This is a genomic window from Flavobacterium sp. HSC-61S13 (genome assembly GCF_024171535.1).
Lineage (GTDB): Bacteria > Bacteroidota > Bacteroidia > Flavobacteriales > Flavobacteriaceae > Flavobacterium.
Genome location: NZ_JALJZV010000003.1, coordinates 270448 through 295295 on the forward strand (window position 1 = coordinate 270448; position 24848 = coordinate 295295).

A 24848-nucleotide genomic window follows, 5' to 3' on the forward strand; every position below is an offset into this window, starting at 1 on the left:
TAAAAGTCGATGAATAAGAAAATTGGAAGATATTCACATTGGATCAAGTATATCGTAATAGCGATGGATTTCTTGACGATATTTATCTTTTCCTTTGGTTTTCTAAAATTTTATCTTGATGCCTATTTATACCTATTATTACTAGTATGCTGGTTTGTAATTGCAAGACAAACAGCCTTTTATAAAATATATCGATTTACGAGTGTTATTTCGATTATTCAAGTTTTTTTTAAACAATACTTTATTTACTTAGTGTGTTTCTTTGCCCTTTTTGGGGTTTTTGAAATACCCTTTCAAAAGTGGACTGTTTTTACCTATTTTATAGTATTGGGCTTTACTCTTTTTGGAATCAAGCTGCTGATTTTTCATGTACTAAAAGAATACAGACTCCACTATGGAGGAAACAAAAGACATGTCATTGTCGTTGGAAATTCTAAAGCCAGTTTTGAATTGGTAGATTTTTTTAAGTTCAATCCCGAATACGGTTATTATTTAAAAGAGGTCATTGTTCCCGATGCTGTAACCAATCGTATCAACTTGGAAGTAGTTCAAAAGTATGTGCAACAAAAAGGGATCGATGAAATTTATTGCTCGTTAAAGAGTTTGGATTCCAAACAGATTTCAACGTTGTTCACTCTGGCAAATAATAATTTTAAAACCATCAAGTTCATTCCAGACAATCATGAACTGCTGTTGCGGAAAATGGATTTGCAATTCTATGGAATTTTGCCGCTGATGACTGTGAATCAGAGCCCATTAGATAACTTATCCAACGCTATGAGCAAAAGGTTATTTGACGTGTTTTTTTCTTTATCTATGATCTTGTTTGTGTTTTCGTGGTTGTTTCCCATTATTGCGATTTGTATTCGAATGGATTCCAAGGGACCGATCTTTTTTAAGCAGAAGAGAAACGGACTAAACTACCGGGAATTTTATTGTTATAAATTTCGCTCTCTTTATGTGAAAGATACAGAAGAAGAATATAAACCCGTTACTAAAAAAGATCGTCGGGTGACTCTAGTCGGCGGTTTTTTAAGGAGTACCAGTCTGGACGAATTACCTCAATTTTTCAACGTACTGATTGGAAACATGTCTGTAGTAGGACCTCGACCTCATGCGCTAATCTACAATCAAGAATACACCAAAAAGGTCAAAAACTTTATGATGCGTCATTTGATTAAACCCGGAATTACGGGTATGGCTCAAACCCACGGATACCGCGGTGAGGTAGAAAATAAACGCGATATCGTAAATCGGGTGAAGTACGATATTTTCTATATCCAGAATTGGACCTTATTATTGGATGTGAAAATCATATTTATTACCCTAATCAATACATTTAGTGGTGATAAAAAAGCTTATTAAACTTGATAGTAAGTGGCAATACTTTTTAGATTTCCCTAATTTATACCTATTTTTGAACTCTAATTACAAACAACATAACCCATGAATATTTTACTGTTAGGATCTGGAGGTAGAGAACATGCCTTAGCATGGAAAATGCTTCAGAGTAAAAATTGCTCTAAGCTATTTGTTGCGCCAGGTAATGCTGGTACGGCAGCTATAGCAAATAACCTGGATTTGAATCCCAATGATTTTGATGTTTTAAAAAAGGCGGTTTTAGCAAATGAGATCCAAATGGTGGTGGTAGGACCTGAAGATCCATTGGTTAATGGTATCTATGACTTTTTTAAAAATGATGCTGAATTAAAAAATATCCCAGTGATTGGACCATCTCAACGAGGGGCGCAATTAGAGGGGAGTAAAGAATTTGCCAAAGAGTTTTTAATTAGACATCAGATTCCAACAGCGGCATATCAAAGTTTTACTGCAGCTAATGTGGAAGCGGGCTATGCATTTTTAGAAACCTTAAAGGCTCCTTATGTTTTAAAAGCAGATGGATTAGCAGCTGGTAAAGGTGTGTTAATTCTGACTGACTTAGAGGAGGCTAAATTGGAACTTAAAAACATGTTAGTCGATGCAAAATTTGGTGCTGCAAGCACTAAGGTTGTTATCGAAGAATTTTTGGACGGTATTGAGTTGAGTTGCTTCGTTTTAACAGATGGAAAATCGTATAAGATTTTACCAACTGCAAAAGATTATAAACGTATAGGTGAAGGAGACCAAGGTTTGAATACAGGCGGAATGGGTGCTGTTTCACCAGTTCCTTTTGCTGATGATGTCTTGTTACAGAAAATTGAAGAACGCATCGTAAAACCGACGATAGAAGGTTTTGTAAAGGATCAAATCGATTATAAAGGTTTTGTATTTATCGGATTGATTAATGTGAATAATGAACCTTTTGTTATCGAATATAACGTAAGAATGGGTGATCCAGAGACGGAAGTTGTTATTCCACGTATCGAATCTGATTTGGTACAACTATTTACCGCTGTTGCGAATCAGACTTTAGAACAAGAAACTTTGAAGGTTGATCCACGTACTGCAACAACTGTGATGTTGGTTTCTGGAGGGTATCCAGAAGAATATCAAAAGGGAATGGTTATAACGGGATTGGATCAGGTAGCTAATTCGTTGGTTTTTCACGCTGGAACTGCTCTTAAGGAGTCGCAAATTGTTAGCAACGGAGGAAGAGTCTTGGCGGTAACCTCTTTTGGAGAAGACTTTGACCAAGCACTAAAAACATCTTACCAAAACATAGACAAGCTACATTTTGATAAAATGTATTATAGAAAAGATATCGGATTCGATCTCTAGTTTATTTTAAAAAAGAGTGGGCTGTAGTATCTTGTTCGTCTTCTTTTGATTTTTGAAACAAGTTTAATTGTTTGATCCAAAAAATAAAAGATCCCGTACAAATAAGGATAAACATCCAAGTAATGATATTTGCAGTCCACCAATTGGTTAACTCTAATTCTCTAAAAAAATCCATCGGGATAAAAAGAATTTTTTCGAATAAATAAGCGATTCCGTTGAAAAATGAGGTCATCTTTATTTCGTTTAAATTAAATATATGTTCTTTCGAGTTTCTAAAAATTGTAATTTCGGTTTTGAATAAACTTCAATTGCAAATTGTAAAATACAAAAATATAAAATATCCACATGTTAGCAAGCCTTTTTAGCAAAACAAAACCAATTAATTATTTTATAATTGGCATATTTCTATTTTTGTTCTATATACTGTTTCAAAGAACGGAATATAATTTGGATTGGACTGGATATGAGTATTTTAAAAAAGTGATGTTGCTAGGGCTTTTATTGATGTCTACTTTTTGGACCCACTTTATCACTCAAAAAAACCGACTTACTAAAGATAATAATTACGCACCACTGCTATTTGTGCTTTTTCTGGTGCTTTTTCCATCAGTATTGGTCAATACCAATTTAATTATCGCGAATTATTGCATCTTATTAGCACTGCGAAAACTGTTCTCACTGCATTCCTTAAAGGATCCTAAAGTCAAGATCTTCGATGCTTCTCTATGGATATTTATCGCTACTATATTTCACTTTTGGAGTATATTGTACGTGATTTTATTGGTGTTTGCAATCCTGTTTTTTGTGTCAAGTGACTACCGAAATTGGATTATTCCCGTGATCGCTTTTATAACCGTCGCCATATTTTTTAGTATTTATATATTGGCTTCGGATACCGATATATTAAGGTTTATAGATCAGCGAACAGAGTTTAATTTTGATTTTACCACCTTTGATAATATATATCAAAACATTGCTTTGGCCATATTTAGTTCCATTGCAGTTTTGTTTTTTATATCTCAAGCCTTAGAGGTGACCAATAAACCATTTAATATGCAGGCTACCTATAAGAAAGTATTAGTTGCTTTCTTAATTGGAGTAGCGGTATACGTTTTGTCTGCCGATAAAAATCAGGGCGTTTTGATATTTACTTTCTTTCCCTTGTCGATCTTAGGTGCTAATTATATTGAAAGCATCCCCAATCGCTGGTTTAAAGAGGTGGTTTTATCCAGTATTGCAGTAATTTCGTTAATATTCTTTTTCTGTCAGTTATAGTTTCTGACCGTAAGCCAGATCTCCTGCATCACCCAATCCCGGTACTATATAGTTGTCTTGGTCTAAGTGATCGTCTAAAGTAGCTACCCATAAGTGACAATGGTCAGGTAAACTCTTTTCCAAGTATGCTATGCCTTCTGGAGCAGCGATAACTACAGCGATATGAATTTCTTTTGGAGTTTGTTCTGTCAGGAGTTTGTTGTAAACAGCAACCAAGGATTGACCGGTAGCCAACATCGGATCGATTAAAATCAAAATTTTATCCTGAAACGACGGCGCCGCTTGATATTCGACTAGAATTTCACTCGACTCTCCCCCTTGAGCGTGTTTGCGGTAGGCAGAAACAAAACCGTTCTCTGCGTCGTCAAAGAAATTCATAAAACCCGTGTGTAGGGCTAAACCCGCTCTGAGTATCGAACACAATACGACATTGTCTTCTATACAAGTGGTGTGTTTGATACCTAAGGGTGTTTGAATTGCAATGTTTTTATAGGGAAGGGTTTTACTTAATTCATAGGCCGTGATTTCACCAATGCGTTCTATGTTTTTGCGAAAACGCATACTATCTTTCTGAGTTTCGACGTCTCTTAATTGTCCTAGAAAATGATTTAATAGACTGTTTTCCTCTGAGATGTAGTGAATTTTCATAACTTTAAAAATGTATTAGTTCGATAAAAGTATAAAAACTATATTTGTAAATAAAATAATTAGTATGTTTTCAGAATTAGCGTTTCCAATTTTCGAAGAAAGTATCCGTGATTATCACCAGTTCGACAATGTAGATCAACCAATTAGCAATCCTTATCCTAAGGATAAAATTGAACATCTTTTATATTTAAAAAACTGGATTGATACCGTTCAGTGGCATTTTGAAGACATTATTAGAGATCCGAATATCGATCCTGTAGCGGCTTTGGCATTAAAAAGAAGGATTGATGCCTCCAACCAAGAAAGAACGGATATGGTGGAATATATCGACAGTTATTTCTTGCAGAAATTTAAAGATGTAAAAGTTCAAGAAGGCGCTAAAATCAATTCTGAAAGTCCGGCATGGGCTTTAGATAGACTTTCTATTTTGGCTTTGAAAATTTATCATATGAATGAAGAGGCAACAAGAGTAGAAGCTTCTGAAGAACACAGAGCAAAATGTCAAGAGAAATTGAATACGCTTTTAGAACAAAAACAAGACTTGACCACTGCAATTGATGACTTATTAAAGGATATAGAAAGCGGTGCAAAGTACATGAAGGTGTATAAGCAAATGAAAATGTACAATGATGAAGAACTAAATCCGGTTTTGTATCAGAATAAAAAATAAAATTACTGAAGTAATCCATATATCAAAGCGTGATTTTATTTCACGCTTTTCTTTTTTAGAAATAAAGATCAAGCCATGACTAACAAGAAAAAATCTCACATTCTTATTTTTAGATTATCGGCCATGGGCGATGTTGCTATGACCGTTCCAGTGATTCGTGCGTTAGTCGCACAATATCCCGAAGTTCGTGTGACCGTGGTATCAAGACCTTTTTTTAAACCTTTTTTTAAATCAATACCGAGAGTAGATTTTTTTGCCGTTGATGTTAAAAAACATCATAAAGGCTTTTTGGGTTTATTAAGACTTTATAGCGATTTGAAGGCGTTAGAAATCAATTATTTTGCAGATTTTCACAACGTTTTACGCTCTCAAATTGTACGTAAACTTTTTGCGATTTCCGGCGTTAAAATGGCGGCTCTAGACAAAGGTAGGGCTGGAAAAAAAGCCTTGACAAGAGTAGAGAATAAAGTGTTTGAACCGCTGCCAACCATGTTTGAGAATCATGCAATCACTTTGAGTAAATTGGGTTTCCCCATTGATTTAACAAATCCAAAATTTCCAAGCGTTGAGCACATGAGTCCAGTTTTAAAAAACATTACGGGGTCAAAACAGGAACACTGGATTGGTATTGCTCCCTTTGCTCAATATGCAACCAAGGTGTATCCTTTGGACTTGATGCAACAGGTCATTGATGGTTTGGCAGAAAAAGAAGACAATAAGATTTTTCTTTTTGGCGGAGGTGAAAAGGAACAGGCTCTTTTAAATCAATTAAAGCGAGACAACCCACAAGTGATTGTCATGGTAGGTAAGGTTAAACTTCAAGATGAATTAGCGCTAATTCAGCATTTGGATGTTATGTTATCCATGGATTCTGGAAATGCTCATTTGGCGGCCATGTTGGGTAAAAAAGTAATTACCTTATGGGGCGGAACACACCCTTATGCCGGTTTTGCTCCCTTTAACCAGCCTGCTGATTATGCCCTAACAGCCGATAGAAACCAATACCCGCTATTACCCTTATCCGTATATGGCAATAAAGTGATACCAGGATATGAAGATGTGATGAGAACTATTTTACCCGAAACGGTGATATCAAAGATAAACTCCGTTCTTACAACGAAGAACGCTTAGATATAAATGAAGGTTTTAAAGTGGTTTGGCCTTATTTAATTAAGTAGGAAATAGAAAAGCAGCTAACCGAAAGCCTAAAATAGAAATGATATGGATATAGAGAAATATATACGAAATATAGCCGATTTCCCGAAAAAGGGGGTGATTTTTAAAGATATTACACCCTTACTCAATGATCCCCAAGCGATGAGATACGCCACGGAGCAATTGTTGAAATTGGTAGGGAATCAGAAAATTGATAAGGTAGTGGGAATGGAAAGCCGCGGTTTTTTCTTTGGAACAGTTATTGCCCAAGAACTAAATGCCGGTTTTATTCCCGTAAGAAAACCAGGGAAATTACCGTATGATAAAGTGAGTCAAGAGTATGCCTTAGAATACGGCTCTGATATTCTTGAAATTCACGCAGATGCAATTCTTCCCGGTCAAAACATTTTGATACATGATGATGTATTAGCAACGGGAGGCACAGCAGAAGCCGTGTGTAAGATGGTCGAGAAAATGGGGGGCAATATTGTACAATTCAATTTTCTTATGGAACTTACTTTCTTAAATGGTAGGGAAAAATTAAAAAACCATCAGGTCATGAGCCTGTTAAAATATTAAGTCACCGAAGAAAGTTAATTCGAAAGTATTGAAGATTTTCGATGAGGCTTGTGTCGACAGAAACAATAAATAATAGAGGTATAAGCTGGATACAAAAACTCTGAGAAGGAAGTAGTATACAGCCATCTTTAGTAATAACTTTATAGGCTAGTTGGGTTTTGAGTTTTAATACTCGATTTAAAGGGATCAAAAGCCTAGATATGCAGTGGTTTAACAATATTAATGGTCGGTAGTGTTTTTAAGAACATTGTTGGCGATTAGATATGGATAAAAAGAAATGAATTTAGAAAGTTTTGATACTTACGTTAAGAATAATAGTACAGTAACATCAAGAGATCGCGCTCGTTTTTTAGATACCGAGTTGATTTCAAATACAAAGGATTACTTTGAATTTGGTTGTACGGGATCTTATGAGAATCGTTATGTAGTATCTGTAGAGTTGGTTAGAGATAAAATAGCCAATGTATCGTGCAATTGTCCCTTTGATTATAATGGGCTTTGTAAGCACATTATTGCTGTAATCAGAGATTTGAAGACAGGATTAGACAATAAGGAGATTTTGCGTGTAGATGGAAAAGATGGTTTAGGTCCTGTTACCAATAACAAAAATGTATTGGTTTTACCAAAGGGAATCATGAATTGGGAAACCATAAAAAAATCTGGACCAGAGGCGGAATCTTTTTATACGGTGAAAATCATAGAGATGACTGATGTGGAAATCATCACTCAGGTTTCGATGTGGCAGTCACATAAACAACAATTTACTTACAATCCTAAAACAGAATTACTAACGACGGAATGTACTTGTAGTATTTCCAATAAGATGTGTGAGCATCGAATCAATGCTTTAAAAAAGATTATACGTACGTTTGGAATCAATTACTTCGCAAAAAACTTTTTGCAGAGTAAGATTGCAGAGCATCTGGCTCAATTTAGTTTGAGTTTAAAAGATGATTACGAGTCGATTTTTCAATATGAACTTACTTTAGAGGGGCTTAAAGTCACCTCCAAGTTTAAAAATATAAAATCTGCGGTCAGTATCGATGCGTCGATTCACGAAAATGAAATCGCAGAATTTCAAGCACAGATTCCCTATAAAGCTGTTGATGTTACTAATCAAGGGCTGGGTTTTTGTTTTATAGCAAGAAGGAAGGATTTTGAAGCTTTTGTGCCGGTAAAGGCTAAAATGAATAAAGCGCAAACCGATTTATCTTCTTCTTTTGAACAGATTGATACTTTCGATATCGATAAAATTTGGCTTACTTTTCCAGAGGAAAAGAGGCAGAATTTGATGATTAAGGTGCTTCAAATCAATCGTCTTTTGCAAAACCATAGGGAAGAGCCCAGCTTGCAGAGTTTGGGTCGTGCTATAGAACTACAAAAAACAATTATTGCCGATTTACAGCAATCTTATATCTATTTTTCCGATAGCAGACGCACCTTAGTTCGCAAGAACTTGGAACCTTTGACTGTAGAGGAAAAACCGATTAAGTTATTCTTTAAACTGACTGAGAGTGAGTGGTTTTACAACCTGAAACCCATGATCGAGGTCGAAGATAAAAAATACAATATCACCGCATCAAAAGTGGTGCTTTCACCGACATTTGTTAAAATAGAAAACAAGCTTTATCCGATTGATACGGCTGATTTGTCGTTGGCACTAGAGCATTATGCCGCGGATGGTGAAGCCAATTACTTAAAAAAGGATTGGGATCAGGTCTATCAAAACATCATTAAACCGATGTCGAGAAAGTACGAGATTCAGACGAAGATTTTCAGAAAAGAAAATACATTAACAAACGAAGAAACTCTCGAGCGACAAGTTTATATTACCGATGTTGGAGGCCAACATATCGTGTTTAAACCCGTCGTAAAATACGGGGAGCAACTGATACCGATTTATAGCCCAGAATTGCTTTGGAATGAAAGTGATTTGGAGAATCGTTCCTATAAAGACAGGAACCAATCTTTTGAAGACAATTTTAAAGAAGATTTTGTAGGACTTCATCCGGCATTTGCTAAACAAGAGGGACCCTATTTTCTCGAACCAGAACAACTGTTTGAAAACTATTGGATGTTACATGCTATCGATAGAATGAAACAGCAAGGGGCAGCCGTTTTTGGAGCCAATCAATTGTCTTCATTTAAGTTTAACATTCATAAACCGTCTATCTCGATCAGTTTGAAGTCGGATATCGATTGGTTTGATATGGAGATCAAAATTTCATTTGGCGATCAAAAAGTCGATTTAAAGGAATTGCAAAAAGCATTTCTAAAGAAAAGCAATTATGTCGTTTTGGGCGATGGTACTCTAGGTGTCTTACCAGAAGAATGGATGAAAAAATTCGCCATTTACTTTAAAACAGGTGATGTTAAGAAAAACAGCATTCAGATGTCTAATTTCCAATTTGGAATTATAGACGAACTCTATGAGGAAATGCATACCAAACCGGAATTTCTCGAGGAACTATATCAGAAAAAAAGAAGGTTACAGCACATTGAATCTATCGATGTCATACCCGTACCTAAAACGATCAAGGCCACGTTGAGAGACTACCAACAACACGGGCTTAATTGGTTGGCTTTTCTGGATAAAAATCAAATAGGTGGCTGTTTAGCCGATGATATGGGATTGGGTAAAACCCTGCAAACCATAGCCTTTTTAGAATATTTGAAAAGAAAGGATAAAAATACCTTACCGTCGTTGATTATTGCGCCTACTTCTTTGGTTTTTAACTGGAATAATGAAATCGCAAAGTTCTGTCCTTCGTTAAAAGCACTTAATTTTACAGGTGTCAGTCGAATGGAACACCGAGAGAATTTTAATCAATACGATTTGATCATCTCGACTTATGGATCTTTGTTAAACGATGTGGAATCGCTTAAAGAATTTAAATTTAATTACGTGATACTCGATGAGAGTCAGGCGATTAAAAATCCTAATTCCAAACGTTATAAAGCAGTGAGATTGCTCCAGTCCAACAATCGTTTGGTCTTGACCGGTACTCCTATTGAAAACAATACCTTTGATTTATATGCTCAGTTAAATTTCTTGAATCCTGGACTATTGGGGAATATGAATCACTTCAGAAACCAATTTTCGGATCATATTGATAAGGAAAAAAATGTGGAAACCGCGCATTTATTGAATAAAATCATTTCACCTTTCATACTGAGAAGAACGAAGGAACAGGTCGCTAAAGAGCTACCAGATAAAACGGAGAGTGTGATCTTTTGTGAGATGGGTAAGGAACAACGTCAAGTTTACGATTCCTTTAAAAACAGATATCGCGACTATTTATTGAATAAAATCGATGAAAATGGAGTCGAGAAATCGCAGATGTATGTGTTGGAAGGTTTGACCAAGTTACGTCAGATCTGTAACTCCACCGCGTTGATTAACAACGAGGAGGATTATGGAAACTACTCTGCTAAATTGGAGATCCTTATCGAAAATATCAAAGAAAAAACGGGTAAACACAAGATATTGGTTTTTTCACAATTTGTCAAAATGTTGCAGATTGTAAAAACCCGCTTGGAAGAGGAGCAGATCACTTATGAGTATCTAGACGGACAGACGAGAAATCGTCAGGAAAACGTCGAGAATTTTCAAAATAACGATGATGTTCGCGTGTTCTTAATCAGTCTTAAAGCTGGGGGAACTGGATTAAATTTAACCGAGGCAGATTATGTTTTTATAGTCGATCCTTGGTGGAATCCAGCAGTAGAGAATCAAGCTATTGACCGTTGTTATCGAATCGGTCAAACCAAAAATGTTATGGCATACCGAATGATTTGTAAGGATACGATTGAAGAAAAAATAGTGATGTTACAAAATAAAAAGACTAAGGTGGCTTCGAGTATTATCTCTGTAGATGAAGACAAAAAGTCCTTCGATGTCAATGAAATTAGAGAATTATTCAGTTGAGAAACGTAGATTTATACTTGTAAAAACAGGGCCCGATGGCCCTGTTTTTTTTGAATAAAGGATTTTAGTCCTATTAAATTGCTAAAAAACACGGATTTAGAGCCGGATTTCCCAAGAGATTGAAAATTATTTTTGTTGTACAACGACTTGATTTAAAGCGTTTTGAGTGGTGAGTTTTAAACGGTTAAAAATTTTTAACAATTGTTTGTTAGTTTTATTCAAAATTTATTACAAAACTTTGTGTTCTCCGATTAAGGAGATTACCCTATGAAGAAACTACATCTATATCGTAACCCTATGTTAAGCAACAGCTCTTTTGTTGCTACTACTGCTATGGGACAAACGGTTTCTTCTATTTCGCGGACACTGCGGCACCGGGCATAATCGTCTAGATTTACCGGCATATTACAGAAATTTCATTGGATTGAAATTTCACCACTATCCATACAACTTATTGTTTATTTTTTAGAAAAAAAGAATCTATTCTAATCGATTATATTCTTGAATTCTAGCGACTTATTCTTTTATTAGATGAATTCAGCTCTCTTTACTGTTGCGCAAGCTCAGGCTTCACAAATAGAATATGCTTTGCAGATTTGCGAAGAAATGGCAGCATCTGCCCAAGCTAGAGGTACGGGTATTGCCCGTAGAAACCCCGAGTATATTGCCCAAAAGATGCTTGAGGGTAAGGCGGTTATCGCTTTGCATATCGATGGTACCTGGGCGGGATTTTGTTACATAGAGACTTGGAGTCACGGAAATTACGTGGCCAATTCAGGCTTAATTGTCAACCCGATCTTTCGTAATGAAGGTCTGGCTAAGGAAATCAAAAACAAGATTTTTGAACTGTCTAGAACGCTTTATCCAACAGCCAAAATATTCGGACTAACCACGGGTTTTGCCGTTATGAAAATCAATTCCGATTTGGGATATAGACCGGTACCGTATTCGGAGTTAACCCAAGATGAAACCTTTTGGAAAGGATGTGAAAGCTGTGTCAATTTTGCCATCCTACAGAGCAAAGACAAAAAGAACTGTTTGTGTACGGCTTTACTGTGGAATCCGGAAGAGAAAGAAAGAGAACTTCGGCAGCAACGAGATCAAGTAGGTAAATCGCCAGATCGATTTAAACAACTGAAAGCCAAGTTATCCATTTTTAAGATCAAGCAAGATGCTTTGATTAAAAAATAAACTGCCGGTCTTCCATCATCATATTCACGTTTCACACTTACAATTTAAAAAAATGAACAACAAAGTAGTTTTAGCCTTTAGTGGTGGTTTAGATACCACGTTTTGCAGCATATATCTTTCAAAAGAATTGGGATTAGAAGTCCATACTGTAGTAGTCAATACCGGAGGTTTTTCAGAAGGAGAGTTAAAGGAAATAGAACAGAAAGCCTATGCCTTAGGTGTTAGTTCTCATACGGCTTTAGATCAAACTGCAGCCTTCTATCAAGATACGATAAAATATTTAATTTTCGGTAATGTATTGAAAAACAACACCTATCCCTTGTCGGTAAGTGCCGAACGTGTATGTCAAGCAACAGCGATAGCCGAATACGTAAAAAAAATTGGCGCAAAAGCAGTAGCACATGGCAGTACGGGAGCGGGCAATGATCAAGTTCGTTTTGATCTGATTTTTAATATTCTAATTCCTGAGGTAAAGATCATTACTCCAATCAGAGATCTAAAGCTAAGCAGACAATCAGAGATTGATTACCTAGCTCAAAATGGGGTAATCATCAATGCGGAAAAAGCGGTTTATTCGATTAATAAAGGCATTTGGGGTACTTCGGTTGGAGGGAAGGAAACTTTAAGCTCGAATACCTATTTACCTGAGGAGGCATGGCCTACACCTGTTAGCAAGACTACCCCTGAGAAAATTAGTATTAGCTTTCTAAAGGGACAAGCCGTTGCTTTGAATGAGGTGAAAATGAGTGCTGTTGAAGTGATTCAACAATTACAAGAACTAGCGCAACCCTTTGGAATTGGCAGAGATATACATGTGGGAGACACCATTATAGGAATTAAAGGTAGAGTGGGTTTTGAAGCGGCAGCACCAATTATTCTAATCAAGGCACATCATGCCTTAGAAAAACATACGTTGACTAAGTGGCAGTTGAGTTGGAAAGAACAACTAGCGCTTTTTTATGGAAACAATTTACACGAAGGTCAATTTCACGATCCGATTATGCGTGATTTAGAGGCCTTTTTAAACAGCAGTCAACAATCGGTTACCGGAACGGTGTTTTTAGAATTACACGCTTACCGTTTTGTAGTACTTGGAATCGAATCACCCTTTGATATGATGAACAATCAATTGGCTAGTTATGGAGAAATGAATGACGGATGGAGTGGTGATGATGTTAAAGGTTTCTCTAAAATATTGGGTAATCAGATGAAAATCTGGTATTCATTAAACCAAAAAACCATGAAGGATGAATAAGATCAATGTAGGAATTGTTGGCGGTGCGGGATACACTGGCGGAGAATTGTTGAGAATTTTGATTTTTCACCCGTTGGTAAATATTGCATTTGTTCACAGTAAAAGTCAAATATCTAAAGCCGTATCAGCAGTGCATACCGACCTGTTTGGAGAGACCAATTTGAAATTTAGCGCTGTTTTATCCACGGATATTGATGTGGTGTTTCTGTGTTTGGGACACGGAGACTCCAAGGTTTTTTTAGCGGAAAATCCAATGGGTTCTCAAGTGAAAATCATTGATTTAAGTCAGGATTTTCGTTGGCAGGATACCGAGCAATCATTTGTATATGGATTGCCAGAATTGCAAAAGAAAAACATCGAGCAAGCTCAGTATATTGCTAACCCGGGGTGTTTTGCAACGGCAATTCAATTGGCCTTACTGCCTTTAGCACAGCAACAACAACTGCATAGTCCGATTCATATTTCGGCAACGACCGGTTCTACTGGTGCAGGACAAAGTTTGTCTACAACGACACAACACAGCTGGAGAGCCAATAATTTATCGGTTTATAAAGCATTTGAACACCAACATTTGGGTGAAATAAGTCAGAGTTTAAGTTTTTTACAATCCGATTTTACAGCGCCAATCACGTTTATTCCGCAGAGAGGAGCATTTACCAGAGGTATATTTTCTGCGCTAACGGTAACCACAGCACTGTCCGAACAGGAGCTCAATCAGTTGTATACCGATTATTACGCAACACATCCTTTTACACATATTTCCACAAGCGCGATTGATTTAAAACAAGTTGTTAATACCAATAAGGCTTTGGTTTATCTCGAGAAGAACAACGACAATTTACTGATTATCTCGATTATTGATAATCTGCTTAAAGGGGCAAGTGGGCAGGCCGTTCAAAATATGAATCTGATGTTTGGATTTGATGAGCGCGCTGGATTGAATTTAAAAGCTGTTGGTTTTTAAAGAAAGTACTTGTTTGCTTTAAATAAAAAGTTAGAATTAGTCATCACAAATTATAAAGACAGATGAAATTATACGATGTATACCCATTAAATCCTATCGAAATCGTAAGTGCTAAAGGTTCTCACGTGTATGATAAAGAGGGGAAAAAATATTTGGATATGTATGGAGGTCATGCTGTGATTTCGATAGGTCACAGTCATCCACATTATATAAAGAGCGTTGCAGATCAATTGAATAAAATTGGGTTTTACTCCAATTCTATTGAAATTCCGCTTCAGTCACAACTAGCAGAAAAACTGGGGGTGCTGTCAGCGAAGGGGAACAACCAGCTCTTTTTATGCAATTCTGGTGCTGAAGCCAATGAAAATGCTTTGAAATTGGCTTCTTTTTATAATGGCAGAAAAAAAATCATCGCTTTTAAAGCGGCTTTTCACGGACGCACGTCTTTGGCGGTAGCAGTAACGGATAATCCGAAAATTCAAGCACCGATCAACGACAATGCAGCGGTAACTTTTCTGCCATTTAATGATGTAGCTGCCTTGGAAAAGGAATTTGCTGACTGTGGACCTACTATAGCAGCAGTAATCGTGGAGGGCATTCAAGGTGTGGGTGGTATTCGTGTGGCGACTGACGATTTCCTAAAAAAAATAAGAAGTTTGACCCTGCAATATGACGCCTTGTTTATCGCTGATGAGGTACAGTGTGGTTATGGACGTAGCGGAACTTTTTACGCCGTAGATCAAGCGGGAGTAGAAGCGGATATCTATACCATGGCCAAGGGAATGGGTAATGGTTTTCCAATTGGTGCACTATCGATAAGTGATAAGATAAAACCGTGGCACGGACAACTCGGGACTACTTTTGGTGGAAACCATTTAGCCTGTGTGGCAGCTATTTCGGTTTTAGAAGTCATGGAGCAAGAACAACTCATGCAGCATGCTGAGACTGTAGGAAACTATATCATAGCCGAATTAAAGAAGCTGCCGCGTATTGTTGAAGTAAGAGGTAAGGGTTTGATGATTGGAATAGAACTGCCTAGTGAGTGGAGTAATGTGCAAAAAGACCTGTTGATAGAGGATCAGATTTTCACAGGAAATGCAGGGCCTAAAGTGATTCGATTACTACCTGCCTTGAATTTGAGTTATCAGCATGCAGATCAATTTTTGGAGTGTTTTTCAAAGCGGATTCAGAAGTATTAATCTGATAAGTTAGCGAGGATTGGAGCCTTACTCCAAGTAAAAACAAAGCATATTAAACGCATTTAAAATGAAACAATTTTTTTCAGTAAAAGATATCGATTCTATAAGTTCCGCAGTAGAGGAAGCCTTAGAATTAAAAGCCAATCCGTTTTCGGAGGAGCAATTAGGTAAACACAAGACTTTGGGACTGGTATTCCTCAACCCGAGTTTACGAACCAGAATGAGTACGCAAAAAGCAGCGATGCAGTTGGGGATGCAGGTGATGGTAATGAATCTAAATCAGGAGGGTTGGGCTTTGGAAACCCAAGATGGAGTGGTGATGAACGGTTCAAGTGTCGAACACATTCGTGAAGCTGCTGCAGTTATGGGTGAATATTGTGATGTTTTGGGTTTGCGATCTTTTCCAGCTTTGAAACAAGTTGAACAGGATTATAGCGAGGAGTTGTTTAAAAAATTTCAAGCATACAGCAAAAAGCCTGTGGTTAGTTTGGAAAGCGCTACGCTGCATCCGTTACAGAGTTTGGCGGATATCATAACGATAATGGAACAAGCTTCAAAAGATAAAAAACCGAAAGTGGTTTTGACTTGGGCACCACATGTTAAGCCCCTACCGCAGGCAGTGGCCAATTCCTTTTCAGAATGGATGTGTCAGGCTCAAAAAGAGGGGTTGGTGGAATTTGTTATCACACATCCAGATGGTTACCAGTTAAAAGAAAGTTTCACCGATGGAGCAGTCATTACCACCGACCAAGATCAAGCCTTATCAGCGGCAGATTTCGTTTATGTAAAAAATTGGTCGAGTTATGCAGACTATGGTCAAGTGCTTACAGACGGAGATGGATGGATGCTTGATGAACAACGTTTAAAAAGCACCAATCAAGCCAAGGTAATGCATTGTTTACCTGTGCGTCGTGACTTGGAATTGGGCGCTGATATTTTGGACGGAAGTCATTCCTTAGTGATTGAGCAAGCCGCGAATAGAGTATGTGCAGCACAATTGGTTTTAAAGAGAATACTGAAAGATTTATAGTTGGTAAGATGAATAAACTAACAATCGTTAAAATAGGAGGACAAGTTTTGGATGATGCTGCGGCATTAACGGAGTTTGTACAACTTTTTGCACAAATTGAGGGACAGAAAATATTGGTTCATGGTGGTGGTAAGACCCTTAGTGAGTTGGCTTTACAACTGGGAATTGAACCACAGTTCGTCGACGGAAGGAGAATTACCGATCAGGCAAGTATGCGCTTGGCTACGATGGTTTATGCTGGTTTGATCAACAAAAATCTAGTTGCTGAATTGCAACAGCATCAGTGTGATGCTTTGGGTTTGAGTGGGGCGGATGCCCATTTGATACAGACCGTGAAGAGAGCAACGGATCCCATAGACTTTGGATATGTAGGTGATTTAACAGCATCGTCGATTAACGACAAGCGAATCATCCAATTGTTAGAGTTGGGACTTTGCCCCGTTTTTTCCGCAATTACTTACGATGATCAAGGACAGTTGTTGAATACCAACGCAGATGGTATTGCATCGGCTTTAGCAATTGCTCTGTCGAAATCTCATTGCGTTTCATTGATTTATTGTTTTGAGAAAAAGGGAGTCTTAAGTGATGTTCATGACGATCATGCTGTAATTCCTGTCATTCTTGCAACAGACAAGGAGGAATTAATTGCAAAGTCTGTGATTTCTAAAGGGATGATTCCGAAGTTAGACAATGCTTGGTTGGCATCAGAACGTGGCGTACAATCCGTAATTATAAAGAAAAGTACCGATTTATTAGATGTAAATGCTGGTACACAAATACAATTTCACTCATGATAACAACTTTATTTGGCGAAAGCATCGAATTGTTAGGTCAGTTGATCGCAACACCTTCCTTTAGTAAGGAGGAAGATCAAACGGCTGATATTATTGAAAAACACTTGCAGCAAAAAGGAATTAAAACTCATAGAGAACTTAATAATATTTGGGCATTTAATAAACATTTTGATGTTGAAAAACCAACGATTTTATTGAATTCTCATCACGATACCGTGCGTCCCAATAGCGATTACACCAAAGATCCTTTTACTCCAGAGCTACTCGATGGTAAACTGTATGGTTTGGGCAGTAATGATGCTGGTGGCTGTTTGGTGTCTTTGATTGCGACCTTTTGTTTTTTTTATGAACAGACGGATTTAAAATATAATTTGTGTTTAGCTGCGACCGCAGAAGAGGAGATCTCGGGACAAGACGGACTGGAGCGAATTTTACCGCGTTTGGGATCTTTGAATTTTGCGATTGTAGGAGAACCCACCCAAATGCAATTGGCAATAGCCGAGCGCGGCCTGATGGTTTTGGACTGTCGTGCCCATGGGAAATCTGGACATGCCGCGCGCGAAGAAGGCGACAATGCTATTTATAAAGCCATGAGTGATATCAAATGGTTTAACAGCTATCAGTTTGAAAAAACCTCGGATATCTTTGGATCGATCAAGATGAGTGTCACGATGATTCAAGCTGGTACTCAGCATAATGTAGTACCCTCAGTCTGTGATTTTGTAGTTGATGTACGTGTAACGGAAGTTTATACCAATGAAGAATTGTTGGAATTGATTTGCCAGTCGGTGACTTCAGAAGTAAAAGTGCGTTCTATTCGTTTAAAACCGTCGTCTATTGATCCGGGTCATCCGATTGTTTTAGCGGGAATAGCCTTGGGTAAAACCACCTATGGTTCTCCAACGACTAGTGATCAGGCTTTGTTGGATATTCCTTCGTTAAAATTGGGACCAGGAGATTCGGCCCGTTCTCATACTGCGGATGAATTTATTTATATCAGTGAAATCGAAAACGGTATTGCCGATTATATCACAATGTTGCAACAAATCGTATAAAAAGAAAAAACATGAAAATTTGGCAAAAAAGTACCGATGTGAATACCGATGTAAACCACTTTACCGTAGGTAGAGATCGTGAATTGGATTTAAATTTAGCGGCTTTTGATATTTTGGGATCCTTGGCTCATACGCAGATGTTGGAGAAGATCGGTTTGTTGACAGAAGTGGAACTGTTGGAAATTCACAAGGCATTAAAGGATATCTATAATGAAATTCAAAATGGCACTTTCGAAATAGCGGATGAGGTAGAAGATATTCATTCTCAAATCGAATTGTTGTTGACACAGCGTATAGGCGACAGTGGAAAGAAAATCCACAGCGGTAGATCGCGTAATGATCAGGTCTTGGTTGACCTTAAATTGTATTTTAGATTTGAGATTCAAGAAATCGTAGAAAAGACGAGCAAGATTTTTCAGCGTTTTCAAAAACTAAGCAATCAATATAATCAGGTATTATTGCCGGGTTATACCCATCTTCAAATCGCGATGCCCTCCTCGTTCGGCTTGTGGTTTGGTGCTTATGCGGAGAGTTTGGTCGATGATCTGGAAATGGTGTATGCCGCGTGGAAGATTACCAATAAAAATCCTTTGGGATCGGCAGCAGGATATGGATCTTCATTTCCATTAGATAGACAAATGACTACGGATTTGTTGGGCTTTGATAGCTTAAACTATAATGTGGTTTACGCTCAAATGGGGCGTGGAAAAACCGAGCGAGTTTTAGCGCAAGGATTGAGTTCCATAGCCGCTACCCTTGCAAAATTTGCAATGGATGCTTGTCTATATATGAGTCAGAATATGAATTTTATAAGTTTTCCAGAACATTTGACTACCGGTTCAAGTATTATGCCGCACAAAAAGAATCCGGATGTATTGGAACTCATTCGTTCGAGATGTAATAAGATTCAAGCATTACCCAATGAAATAACAATGATGACAACCAATCTGCCATCGGGTTATCACAGAGATTTACAACTGTTGAAAGAAAATCTTTTTCCTGCCTTTGTTTCGTTAAAGGAATGCTTGGATATTTTGGATTTGATGCTCGAAAATATTCAAATCAATCCCAATATTCTAGATGATCCAAAATACGATTATTTATTTAGTGTTGAGGTGGTTAACAATCAGGTTTTGGATGGAATTCCGTTTAGAGAGGCTTACAAAAATATAGGATTCGCTATCGAATCAGGGACCTATCAACCTTCTAAGGAGGTCAATCATACGCACCAAGGCAGCATAGGAAACTTGATGAATGACGCTATAGCGGAACAGTTTAAAAAAACCGTAGATCAGTTTGATTTTGAAAAAGTACAGCGAAGACTAAATGTCTTATTAAAGTAAAAAGAGCTCCGTAAGGAGCTCTTTTTATAATGGCTTATAGATTAAACTTTAAACATCGTCAAAGTCTATGTATATTTCATCAGAAGTTACAATGGCCTGACAGGATAAAATCAGACCTTCTTCGATTTCACTGTCTGTTAATATGGAATTCTTTTGCATCACGGCGGTGCCTTTTTGGATGCGACACATACACGAGCTACAGATGCCGCCTTGACAAGAATAAGGAGCATCGATCCCCTCTTTTAACATGGCGTCTAAAAGAATGTTTTTTCTAGACATTTCAAAGGTCACTTCTTCATCGTCTACTAAAACGGTAATTCGTGCAGTTCCTTCTGCATCCACTGGTTTTGCTCCATCGTTATTAGGAGTAAATATTTCGAATAATATTTTCTTTTCAGAGACATTTCGTTCTTTTAAAACGGCACTGACCGTATCAATCATCTCTTCAGGGCCACATAAAAAGAATTTCTCAAAAGTCTTTTCCTTGTGTTTGTTGTTGATCACAAAATTGACCACGGATTTCTCGATTCGGCCAAATAAGGATTCTGCTTCACGTTCTTTGGAATAAACAAAATGTACAAAGAAGCGGTTGATATATTTTTGTTGTAATTGATGAAGGGCATCGTGAAAGATGGTTTCTTCAACTTTCTTATTTCCGTAAACCAACACAAAAGTGCTGTTGGGTTCTTCTTCTAAAACCGTTTGTACGATTGACATGACGGGAGTAATTCCACTACCTGCAACAAAGGCTGCATAATTGTTTTGTACATTCGGTTGAGGTTCATGTATAAAACGACCTTCGGGAGTTCCTACTTCTAAAGTGTTCCCTACTTTCAATTCCGTATTGGCAAATGTGGAAAACACACCGCTTTCTACTTTCTTGATCGCTACGCGAAGTTCTCCACTTTTTGGCGTGGTACAGATCGAATAAGCTCTTCGAATTTCCTTACCCTCAAATACATATTTGATATTTAAGTACTGTCCAGCGATAAAGGTATAATCGGGTTTTAAACTATCCGGTACGTCAAAAAGCACCGATACTGAATTGGGTGTTTCTTTTCGAACTTCCTTTATAGTTAATAAATGGAATTTTGACATGGTTTATGAGTTTACTGCACGCAAAAATACGAAACCAAAACGAGTTTAATTCATGATAATTGTTAGTTTCTGTTTAAAAAACAATACCTCTAATTTAGGGGTATTGTTTTTTTGTCTATATTTGATTGGATAAAGCACTACAAATGAAAAAACAACAGCAATTATATAAAGGAAGTTTGAATGCCATCATCATGCGATTGCTGGAACAAAATGGAAAGATGTACGGTTATGAGATCACTCAGAAAGTAAAGGAAATCACTGCTGGAGAGATGAACTTGACTGAAGGGGCTTTGTATCCGGCTTTACATAAATTGGAGTCCGAGGGTTTTTTAGACGTGGAAATGGAGCGGGTTGATGGACGGGTCCGAAAATATTATAAATTGACAGCGTCGGGCATCAAGGAAACCAATCATTTAATTGAGGAACTTGACAATTTTATCAAAAACATGCAGTCGATAGTAAATTTAAAACTGACTTAAGATGAAAACGTTAAACACGGAACAAATCGGTACCCTTGAAACAATACTACTTCAAAAGTATAATCTAAAATACGATCATTTAAGATTAGAAATTTTGGACCATATCGCTTCCGAAATGGAAGTGCTGATGAACGATGAAGATTTGGGGTTTGAAGTCGCATTAAAAACGGTTTTCAAATTATGGCATAACGATTTGCAACACAAAAAATTGGGTACATATACAAACACGCCTCGAATGGTTGTAACATTATGGAGGCGATTGGATTTAAATTATCTGTTGATGCTTCTCGCTGTATGTGGTTTATCATTTTCTGTGGTATATGCGTTTGATGTTGAGGATGCTGTGGCAAAAGGCGGAATAATAAGCTTGTTGATTTTTAACTTTTTTATTATCACACGAACGCTGATGCAGGTTTTTAATTCCACTCAAAAAACCGTACTGAATGCATATGTAAAGAGAGGAGTTGTCAGTTGTTTGGGGTTTAATGTTTATTTGTTGATGATGACGTTTGTATCAAACCGACTGGAGTTTGTTGGTCTTGATTGGGGTATACCTGTGAGTATGTTTTTAGCTTTAGCGATATCTGTGCGTTTATCAATGGGGTCTTTTCTGATGAAAAAAAGTTTGATTATAGAAGAAAAGACACTTAAGCTTCCATGAAACAACTTACAGAAACACATTTTCGAGAGTTGAAGTATTTATAGGCAACACTTATTAGGACACTATTATCAACAAATGTGGAAACGCTTTAAATCCGCTTAAAAGGATTGTTCTTATAAATTTAAGTTAACACAATGATGTAAAGGCGGATATTGATTTATATTTAACACCTAATTTATTTATTATACACGATAATCGCATGAAATGTGATTTTGTTGTAGATAAGCTTTGGAACTCCCAGAGGAATCTTCAGATTTAAATATAAAAACCACTTATGAGCTTTAAATTTACTTGTCTATTATTATTGTTTTCTGTGTTGTCATTTGCTCAAGTTAAGGGGAAAATTACCGATGAAAAAGGGCAGCCTATCGCCTTCGCTAGTATTACTGTCGAAAATACCTCAAGGGGAACGTCTTCGAATGAAAAGGGAGAATACGAACTTTTCAATACCCGACAAGAGGGTACTATCTACGTTAATTTTCAATATTTGGGTTATAAAACCCAAAGAATCGCGGTTTTATTAAAATCTGAAGCAATTGTTTTAAATGTAAAAATGCTTGAAGAAGAATTTATGATGGCGGATATTGTGATTAAGGTCGGAGAGAATTTGGCAGATCCAATTATTAGAAATGCAATCAAAAGCAAGGATTCGAACACTAAAAACACCTCAAAATTTACTGCGGATTTTTATTCTAAAGGAAATCTTAAGCTATTAAAATTACCCAAATTTGTAAGTATTGGTGTAAATGGACAAGAGGAAGTTAATAAAATAGATTCCTTAAATCCCAATGTCATTTATCTGTCGGAAACCGTGTCAAAAATCACATATCAAAAACCGGATAAGATTAAAGAGCATATCGTAGCATCGAAAATAAGTGGTAACGACAACGGTTATAGTTTTAATACGGCTAAAGAGACTTTTTATGACTTTTACGATGAAACGATTAATCTTAATAAACGGGTAGATGTTAAGATGATTTCGCCTTTGGCAAAAAATGCCTTTAATTATTACAAATATAAACTCGAGGGTACTTTCTTTGACGGTACCTATCTAATCAATAAAATTAAAGTAATACCCAAACGCGACAAAGAACCTGTTTTTGAGGGTTATATATATATCGTTGAAGACAGCTGGGCTATTTATGGTGTCGAACTTGATGCTTTGGGATACCGCATGCAGGAACCGATTATTGACAAGTTGGAATTGGTTCAAAACTACAGTTATCAAGCATCATTAAAAAACTGGATTAAAAATGTTCAGTCCATCGATTTTATAGGGGGGATGTTGGGAGTAAAACTACAGGCTAAGTTTTCATATGTGTTTAGCAACTATCATTTTGTGGATCATTTTGATGCCAAAACTTTTTCGAATGAGTTGGTTAGTTTTGATGCGGATGCCAACAAGGTAGATCAGTCTTATTGGGACCAACACCGTCAAATTCCGTTGACAGACGAGGAGCAAAAGGACTATCAAGTAAAGGATAGTCTTATGATCATCAAAAACTCTGCGGCTTATATTGATAGTTTAGATCGCAAGAATAATCGATTTAAAATAGGTGGTTTATTGACGGGTTATACCTATAAAAACACTTTAAAAGGATATACCTTGAGTTATGAGGGACTTGCAGATATTAAGTCTCTTGGTTTTAATACGGTGCAAGGATGGAATATTGGAAATGAGTTTAAATTTGTAAAAACCAATAAAGACAAAGGTTCTGTCACAGATATTGGAGCAGTGCTCAACTACGGTTTTGCAGAAGATCGTTTGCGTGCTGTAGGAACGGTTCAACATCTATTTAATAAGATCGATAGAAAAAAGCTGAGCGTAACCGGAGGAAGCACAATCGCACAGTTTAATGCGGATCAACCCATTTCTAAGTTATTAAATTCTGCTAGTACACTGCTTTTTAAGGATAATTACATGAAGTTGTATAACCGTGAATTTGTAAACGCAACCTATAGTCAGGAAGTCTACAATGGAATTACGGCTGAGGGGACTTTAGAATACAATCAGAGAAAAGCGCTGTTTAACAATACGGACTATGTGATCTTTAATCGCGACAAGGCCTATACTTCAAACCATCCGCTTGATCCTGAAAATTATACCCATGCCGGTTTTGAACAGCATCATCTTGTGAAGGCTAAGATTGGGGCTCAATTTAATTTTGCTCAAAAATATATCTCCTTACCCAACCAGAAGGTCAATATTCCAAGTGCCAAATTCCCCGTATTATCGGTCAATTTTGAAAAAGCCTTCGCAGCTTCGGATAATAAATATCAATATGATCTATTGTCGGCGAGTATCACTCAAGAACTGGGCGTCAGCAATAAAGGAGAATTCAATTATCATTTAAAAGCGGGAAAATTTTTTGGAGCGGATGATATCGCCTTTATGGACTACCACCATTTTAATGGCAATCAAACCCATGTTAATTTGGAAGGGAAGTATATGAATGCGTTTAACCTTTTGCCGTACTATGAACTGAGTACAAATAAAGCCTATGCGGAAATCCACCTAGAACACAATTTCAAGGGCTATATTATGAACAAAATTCCGCTATTAGATCTGCTTCAATGGAACTTGGTTTTGGGGTATCACAATGCCATTACTACGGATAGAAATCCGTATCAGGAATTCACTGCTGGGTTTTCCAATATAGGTATTGGCAAATTTAGAGGTTTACGAGTAGACTATGTTCGCAGTTTGCAGCATGGGGTTTCTAAGGACGGTATCATGATTGGTTTAACCTTGCTCAATAAATAGCTCTTTTGCCAGAGATATCGGTGTTGTAATGAGTTTCTGTCA

The 24848-nt window shown here is 37.1% G+C and carries 21 protein-coding genes; 18 read left to right on the forward strand and 3 right to left on the reverse strand.

Annotation, left to right across the window (positions count from 1 at the left end):
* The first annotated feature begins 9 nt into the window (after positions 1-9).
* Complete coding sequence (locus L1275_RS04665; RefSeq protein WP_253470320.1) at positions 10-1365, forward strand: exopolysaccharide biosynthesis polyprenyl glycosylphosphotransferase; 1356 nt, start codon at positions 10-12, stop codon at positions 1363-1365.
* Between the two features lie 81 nt (positions 1366-1446).
* Entirely contained in the window at positions 1447-2718 is a 1272-nt protein-coding gene (gene purD / locus L1275_RS04670; RefSeq protein ID WP_253470321.1) for a phosphoribosylamine--glycine ligase, read from the forward strand.
* A gap of 1 nt (position 2719) precedes the next feature.
* On the opposite strand, the gene L1275_RS04675 is transcribed toward purD, so the two are convergent.
* Positions 2720-2950 carry a uracil phosphoribosyltransferase gene (locus tag L1275_RS04675; RefSeq protein WP_253470323.1) on the reverse strand — a complete coding sequence of 77 codons (231 nt, stop codon included), beginning with the start codon at positions 2948-2950 and terminating at the stop codon, positions 2720-2722.
* Positions 2951-3063: 113 nt separating this feature from the next.
* On the opposite strand from L1275_RS04675, the gene L1275_RS04680 reads away from it, so the two are divergent.
* On the forward strand, positions 3064-3993 hold the full coding sequence (locus L1275_RS04680) for a DUF6427 family protein (protein ID WP_253470331.1): 930 nt from the start codon (positions 3064-3066) through the stop codon (positions 3991-3993).
* Here the strand turns inward: L1275_RS04680 and upp are convergent.
* Complete coding sequence (gene upp / locus L1275_RS04685; RefSeq protein ID WP_253470333.1) at positions 3988-4641, reverse strand: uracil phosphoribosyltransferase; 654 nt, start codon at positions 4639-4641, stop codon at positions 3988-3990. The genes L1275_RS04680 and upp overlap by 6 nt on opposite strands.
* A gap of 64 nt (positions 4642-4705) precedes the next feature.
* Between upp and L1275_RS04690 the strand changes: the two genes are divergently transcribed.
* The 12 genes from L1275_RS04690 to argH all read left to right on the forward strand — a co-directional run bounded on the left by L1275_RS04690 (position 4706) and on the right by argH (position 19804).
* Positions 4706-5311 carry a DUF4254 domain-containing protein gene (locus L1275_RS04690; RefSeq protein WP_253470335.1) on the forward strand — a complete coding sequence of 202 codons (606 nt, stop codon included), beginning with the start codon at positions 4706-4708 and terminating at the stop codon, positions 5309-5311.
* 75 nt (positions 5312-5386) lie between these two features.
* On the forward strand, positions 5387-6442 hold the full coding sequence (locus tag L1275_RS04695; protein ID WP_253470337.1) for a glycosyltransferase family 9 protein: 1056 nt from the start codon (positions 5387-5389) through the stop codon (positions 6440-6442).
* Between the two features lie 90 nt (positions 6443-6532).
* Positions 6533-7045, forward strand: coding sequence for an adenine phosphoribosyltransferase (locus L1275_RS04700; protein WP_253470339.1), 513 nt, complete (start codon positions 6533-6535; stop codon positions 7043-7045).
* 277 nt (positions 7046-7322) lie between these two features.
* Entirely contained in the window at positions 7323-10973 is a 3651-nt protein-coding gene (locus L1275_RS04705; RefSeq protein WP_253470341.1) for a DEAD/DEAH box helicase, read from the forward strand.
* A gap of 531 nt (positions 10974-11504) precedes the next feature.
* On the forward strand, positions 11505-12164 hold the full coding sequence (locus tag L1275_RS04710) for a GNAT family N-acetyltransferase (RefSeq protein ID WP_253470342.1): 660 nt from the start codon (positions 11505-11507) through the stop codon (positions 12162-12164).
* Between the two features lie 52 nt (positions 12165-12216).
* Positions 12217-13419, forward strand: coding sequence for an argininosuccinate synthase (gene argG / locus L1275_RS04715; protein WP_253470344.1), 1203 nt, complete (start codon positions 12217-12219; stop codon positions 13417-13419).
* Positions 13412-14383 (forward strand): N-acetyl-gamma-glutamyl-phosphate reductase, encoded by a 972-nt coding sequence (gene argC, locus L1275_RS04720; protein WP_253470345.1) that lies wholly within the window; start codon positions 13412-13414, stop codon positions 14381-14383. The genes argG and argC overlap by 8 nt, the downstream gene beginning before the upstream one ends.
* A gap of 62 nt (positions 14384-14445) precedes the next feature.
* Positions 14446-15582 (forward strand): aspartate aminotransferase family protein, encoded by a 1137-nt coding sequence (locus L1275_RS04725; protein ID WP_253470346.1) that lies wholly within the window; start codon positions 14446-14448, stop codon positions 15580-15582.
* Positions 15583-15649: 67 nt separating this feature from the next.
* Positions 15650-16612, forward strand: a complete 963-nt coding sequence (locus tag L1275_RS04730) for an acetylornithine carbamoyltransferase (protein ID WP_253470347.1) — start codon at positions 15650-15652, stop codon at positions 16610-16612.
* Positions 16613-16620: 8 nt separating this feature from the next.
* A complete protein-coding gene (argB, locus tag L1275_RS04735; protein WP_253470348.1) occupies positions 16621-17406 on the forward strand; it encodes an acetylglutamate kinase in 786 nt (261 codons plus the stop codon).
* Positions 17403-18461 (forward strand): M20 family metallo-hydrolase, encoded by a 1059-nt coding sequence (locus L1275_RS04740; RefSeq protein ID WP_253470349.1) that lies wholly within the window; start codon positions 17403-17405, stop codon positions 18459-18461. Before argB ends, L1275_RS04740 begins: the two co-directional genes overlap by 4 nt.
* A gap of 11 nt (positions 18462-18472) precedes the next feature.
* Positions 18473-19804, forward strand: coding sequence for an argininosuccinate lyase (gene argH, locus L1275_RS04745; protein ID WP_253470350.1), 1332 nt, complete (start codon positions 18473-18475; stop codon positions 19802-19804).
* A 48-nt stretch (positions 19805-19852) separates the two neighbouring features.
* On the opposite strand, the gene L1275_RS04750 is transcribed toward argH, so the two are convergent.
* Positions 19853-20902 (reverse strand): ferredoxin--NADP reductase, encoded by a 1050-nt coding sequence (locus tag L1275_RS04750; protein WP_253470351.1) that lies wholly within the window; start codon positions 20900-20902, stop codon positions 19853-19855.
* A gap of 143 nt (positions 20903-21045) precedes the next feature.
* Between L1275_RS04750 and L1275_RS04755 the strand changes: the two genes are divergently transcribed.
* The 3 genes from L1275_RS04755 to L1275_RS04765 all read left to right on the forward strand — a co-directional run bounded on the left by L1275_RS04755 (position 21046) and on the right by L1275_RS04765 (position 24806).
* Positions 21046-21381 (forward strand): PadR family transcriptional regulator, encoded by a 336-nt coding sequence (locus L1275_RS04755; RefSeq protein ID WP_253470352.1) that lies wholly within the window; start codon positions 21046-21048, stop codon positions 21379-21381.
* A gap of 1 nt (position 21382) precedes the next feature.
* Positions 21383-22042 carry a hypothetical protein gene (locus L1275_RS04760; RefSeq protein ID WP_253470353.1) on the forward strand — a complete coding sequence of 220 codons (660 nt, stop codon included), beginning with the start codon at positions 21383-21385 and terminating at the stop codon, positions 22040-22042.
* Positions 22043-22316: 274 nt separating this feature from the next.
* The gene (locus L1275_RS04765; protein WP_253470354.1) at positions 22317-24806 is read left to right on the forward strand and encodes a DUF5686 and carboxypeptidase regulatory-like domain-containing protein; all 2490 of its coding nucleotides are present in this window, start codon (positions 22317-22319) and stop codon (positions 24804-24806) included.
* Positions 24807-24848 lie beyond the last annotated feature (42 nt).

Coding starts and splice junctions, on each gene's coding strand:
- L1275_RS04665 (WP_253470320.1), top strand. CDS start 10: ATGAATAAGAAAATTGGAAGATATTCACATTGGATCAAGTATATCGTA.
- purD (WP_253470321.1), top strand. CDS start 1,447: ATGAATATTTTACTGTTAGGATCTGGAGGTAGAGAACATGCCTTAGCA.
- L1275_RS04675 (WP_253470323.1), bottom strand. CDS start 2,950: ATGACCTCATTTTTCAACGGAATCGCTTATTTATTCGAAAAAATTCTT.
- L1275_RS04680 (WP_253470331.1), top strand. CDS start 3,064: ATGTTAGCAAGCCTTTTTAGCAAAACAAAACCAATTAATTATTTTATA.
- upp (WP_253470333.1), bottom strand. CDS start 4,641: ATGAAAATTCACTACATCTCAGAGGAAAACAGTCTATTAAATCATTTT.
- L1275_RS04690 (WP_253470335.1), top strand. CDS start 4,706: ATGTTTTCAGAATTAGCGTTTCCAATTTTCGAAGAAAGTATCCGTGAT.
- L1275_RS04695 (WP_253470337.1), top strand. CDS start 5,387: ATGACTAACAAGAAAAAATCTCACATTCTTATTTTTAGATTATCGGCC.
- L1275_RS04700 (WP_253470339.1), top strand. CDS start 6,533: ATGGATATAGAGAAATATATACGAAATATAGCCGATTTCCCGAAAAAG.
- L1275_RS04705 (WP_253470341.1), top strand. CDS start 7,323: ATGAATTTAGAAAGTTTTGATACTTACGTTAAGAATAATAGTACAGTA.
- L1275_RS04710 (WP_253470342.1), top strand. CDS start 11,505: ATGAATTCAGCTCTCTTTACTGTTGCGCAAGCTCAGGCTTCACAAATA.
- argG (WP_253470344.1), top strand. CDS start 12,217: ATGAACAACAAAGTAGTTTTAGCCTTTAGTGGTGGTTTAGATACCACG.
- argC (WP_253470345.1), top strand. CDS start 13,412: ATGAATAAGATCAATGTAGGAATTGTTGGCGGTGCGGGATACACTGGC.
- L1275_RS04725 (WP_253470346.1), top strand. CDS start 14,446: ATGAAATTATACGATGTATACCCATTAAATCCTATCGAAATCGTAAGT.
- L1275_RS04730 (WP_253470347.1), top strand. CDS start 15,650: ATGAAACAATTTTTTTCAGTAAAAGATATCGATTCTATAAGTTCCGCA.
- argB (WP_253470348.1), top strand. CDS start 16,621: ATGAATAAACTAACAATCGTTAAAATAGGAGGACAAGTTTTGGATGAT.
- L1275_RS04740 (WP_253470349.1), top strand. CDS start 17,403: ATGATAACAACTTTATTTGGCGAAAGCATCGAATTGTTAGGTCAGTTG.
- argH (WP_253470350.1), top strand. CDS start 18,473: ATGAAAATTTGGCAAAAAAGTACCGATGTGAATACCGATGTAAACCAC.
- L1275_RS04750 (WP_253470351.1), bottom strand. CDS start 20,902: ATGTCAAAATTCCATTTATTAACTATAAAGGAAGTTCGAAAAGAAACA.
- L1275_RS04755 (WP_253470352.1), top strand. CDS start 21,046: ATGAAAAAACAACAGCAATTATATAAAGGAAGTTTGAATGCCATCATC.
- L1275_RS04760 (WP_253470353.1), top strand. CDS start 21,383: ATGAAAACGTTAAACACGGAACAAATCGGTACCCTTGAAACAATACTA.
- L1275_RS04765 (WP_253470354.1), top strand. CDS start 22,317: ATGAGCTTTAAATTTACTTGTCTATTATTATTGTTTTCTGTGTTGTCA.